The organism is Aminicella lysinilytica (assembly GCF_004362975.1).
Taxonomy (GTDB): Bacteria; Bacillota; Clostridia; order Peptostreptococcales; family Anaerovoracaceae; genus Aminicella; species Aminicella lysinilytica.
Map to the genome: position 1 here is coordinate 1 of NZ_SNXO01000074.1, position 3031 is coordinate 3031.

The following is a 3031-nucleotide window of genomic DNA, read 5'->3' on the forward strand; positions in this document are numbered from 1 at the left end:
CTGAAAACTGCTTCAAAACCAAATAGCCTTAGCTAAAATCGCCGCCCTTCCGGGCGGCCTAATTATTATCCAGTACATGTGGTTTACCACTTACGAACCTACAGGAAGATAGAATACATCGCCGACTTGTTTGAGAGTAGTGCAATCTCATATGGTAGCTGAACGCGTGTCAGGATCAGCGGCGTTGTCTGCGTGTTTGAGAGTAGTGCAATCTCATATGGTAGCTGAACACTCTCTGTTGACTTGCTTGCCTCTTGCTTGTTTGAGAGTAGTGCAATCTCATATGGTAGCTGAACAAGATAGCATTTGACGACGCAATAAGCAGCGTTTGAGAGTAGTGCAATCTCATATGGTAGCTGAACTCACTCAAATATTATCGGCAGCGTACACTAGTTTGAGAGTAGTGCAATCTCATATGGTAGCTGAACAACTATACGCTCAAACACACGTTCAAACCGGTTTGAGAGTAGTGCAATCTCATATGGTAGCTGAACTCACTCAAATATTATCGGCAGCGTACACTAGTTTGAGAGTAGTGCAATCTCATATGGTAGCTGAACAACTATACGCTCAAACACACGTTCAAACCGGTTTGAGAGTAGTGCAATCTCATATGGTAGCTGAACTAAACCCCCAGCTTACATCAAGTAAAACTGGTTTGAGAGTAGTGCAATCTCATATGGTAGCTGAACCTTGTCTTGACAATATTGGCTATGCCGTTTGTTTGAGAGTAGTGCAATCTCATATGGTAGCTGAACCGATTTGTTTCAAAAGAATACGATGATGCGGTTTGAGAGTAGTGCAATCTCATATGGTAGCTGAACCTTATCATTTTGCAGTTACCCCCATAATTAGTTTGAGAGTAGTGCAATCTCATATGGTAGCTGAACTTATGTACACTTGGCCTGGTGTTCGCTCTGGTTTGAGAGTAGTGCAATCTCATATGGTAGCTGAACTCTAATGGTTCCGCTCTGGTACCGTTCCTTGTTTGAGAGTAGTGCAATCTCATATGGTAGCTGAACTTCTCATTTTTCTTCGCCTCCAATCCCCTTGTTTGAGAGTAGTGCAATCTCATATGGTAGCTGAACACTGTACGTAAGCGGTGTAAATCAATCAGCGTTTGAGAGTAGTGCAATCTCATATGGTAGCTGAACTGTAATCGTAAGAAAGGTGGCAAAGTAATGGTTTGAGAGTAGTGCAATCTCATATGGTAGCTGAACTACAGTACGCTTACAAGGGCTTCGCTAAGCGTTGTATATGTCAACTGAAAAATGGTCCACAATCTGATTGAAAGTAAGTGGTAAACCACATGTACTGGATTACTGTTAAATTAGTGGGCTAAGCAATATGTTTGGAGAATTGATAAATGAATACTAAACTTAATTATGGCAATGAACCTTCGCAGTTCGGGATTCTGCGGCTGCCGGAGGATGTTGAAGAGGGTAGCAGGCTTCCGCTGGTGGTCATGTTCCACGGCGGGTTCTGGCGGGCTGAGTATGGCCTCGATGGAATCTCGCCTTTGGCACGTGATCTGGCACAAAGGGGCTGCGCCACATGGAATGTGGAGTATCGATGTGTCGGTGAGACGGGTGGCGGCTGGCCGGGTACTTTTGACGATGCGGAGAATGCGGTGAATTTTGTGCCTGAGCTAGCAAAAAAATACCCCATAGACCCAGCGCGCGTGGTTATACTGGGCCATTCGGCCGGCGGGCATCTGGCCCTTTGGCTGGCGTCCAGGGTGACCGTGAGGGCTGTGGTTGCCATGGCTGGCATACCCGACTTAACGAGGATGCGCCAGACAGAAAAGCAGCTTGGCGAACATCATGTTCTTGACCTTATGGGCGGCGAGCCGGAAGAATTCCCAGACCGTTACAAAGAAGCCTCGCCAGTAGAATCAAAGCCGGGCCGCACTTTGTGCCTTTTGTTCCACGGTGATCGTGATGTTGACGTGCCCGTAGAACAAAGCATAGAATATTGCCGCCGGCATGAGGCCTTGGGCGAGAATGCCCAGTTGCACGTGCTCCCGGACACAGACCACTTCGACTTAATAGATCCGCGGTCTGCGGCGTGGAATACAGTGGCCGAGACCGTGGTAGCATTGACGAAATAAATGAAACAACTACCAAAAAACTACCATTAAGACTACCAATATGAAGTTACGTATTACTAGATATGAACGCATAATTGTAGCAGAGAAAATCAGTAATACAATGGGCTGAATATTTTGGTGAAGTCCCTGTTCGGCGTCTCTATCAAAATAGTTGACAAAGCCATGACACGGTATTACAATGTAATACAAGGAAGGGAGATGAAGTCATGACTATTTCAATACGATTAAATGACGATGACACTATGCTCTTTAAAAAGTATGCTGAAGTCAATGGCATGACGGTTTCGGAACTTGTCCGCCAATCAGTTCTTGAACATATCGAGGATGAATATGATCTGAATGCGTACGAAAAGGCTATGTCAGAATATCATAAAAATCCTGCTACTTATTCTCTTGATGAAGTTGAAAAGGAGCTTGGACTATGACGGAATTTCACGTTGAGTTTACAGAGAAGGCCAAGAAGCAACTGAAGAAACTTGACAAACATACCGCGGCGCTGATACTGGGGTGGATAAGAAAGAATCTGGAAGGATGTAATAATCCGCGTCAACAGGGGAAAGGCCTTTCTGCGAATAGAAGCGGAGAATGGCGATATCGCGTTGGTGACTATCGCATAATAGCAGAGATAATGGACGACAGAATCGTGATACTGGTATTAAGCATCGGTCATAGGAGTGATGTGTATAAAGGCTCAATAATGCGGTAACACATTCTGGACGGGCCATACGCAGGCAAATGTGCGCAAGGATGAATAGTGATTGTCCTTGCGTATTTTATTTGCAGTAAAAATAAAGTGACATTTATAGTGACATTTATGTCACTATAAGTAAGTGGTAAACCACATGTACCTGTTCAAAGTTGCTTGAGTTTGAGATAATGTTACTAGCAAAAACTGTGAACCCAGTTTTCACGAGCTGGTGA

General features: G+C 44.7%; 3 protein-coding genes and 1 CRISPR repeat array. All 3 genes read left to right on the forward strand.

Features of this window, described 5'->3' with window-relative positions:
* Window positions 1-128 precede the first annotated feature (128 nt).
* A CRISPR array of direct repeats spans window positions 129-1220; the repeat unit is 36 nt; unit sequence GTTTGAGAGTAGTGCAATCTCATATGGTAGCTGAAC.
* A 146-nt stretch (window positions 1221-1366) separates the two neighbouring features.
* Entirely contained in the window at window positions 1367-2110 is a 744-nt protein-coding gene (locus EV211_RS10485; RefSeq protein WP_133529383.1) for an alpha/beta hydrolase family protein, read from the forward strand.
* Window positions 2111-2316: 206 nt separating this feature from the next.
* Entirely contained in the window at window positions 2317-2535 is a 219-nt protein-coding gene (relB, locus tag EV211_RS10490; protein ID WP_133529384.1) for a type II toxin-antitoxin system RelB family antitoxin, read from the forward strand.
* Complete coding sequence (locus EV211_RS10495) at window positions 2532-2816, forward strand: type II toxin-antitoxin system RelE family toxin (RefSeq protein ID WP_133529385.1); 285 nt, start codon at window positions 2532-2534, stop codon at window positions 2814-2816. The genes relB and EV211_RS10495 overlap by 4 nt, the downstream gene beginning before the upstream one ends.
* Window positions 2817-3031: the final 215 nt, after the last annotated feature.

Excerpts from the sequence above, each read along its gene's own strand:
- EV211_RS10485 (WP_133529383.1), top strand. The coding sequence starts at position 1,367 with ATGAATACTAAACTTAATTATGGCAATGAACCTTCGCAGTTCGGGATT.
- relB (WP_133529384.1), top strand. The coding sequence starts at position 2,317 with ATGACTATTTCAATACGATTAAATGACGATGACACTATGCTCTTTAAA.
- EV211_RS10495 (WP_133529385.1), top strand. The coding sequence starts at position 2,532 with ATGACGGAATTTCACGTTGAGTTTACAGAGAAGGCCAAGAAGCAACTG.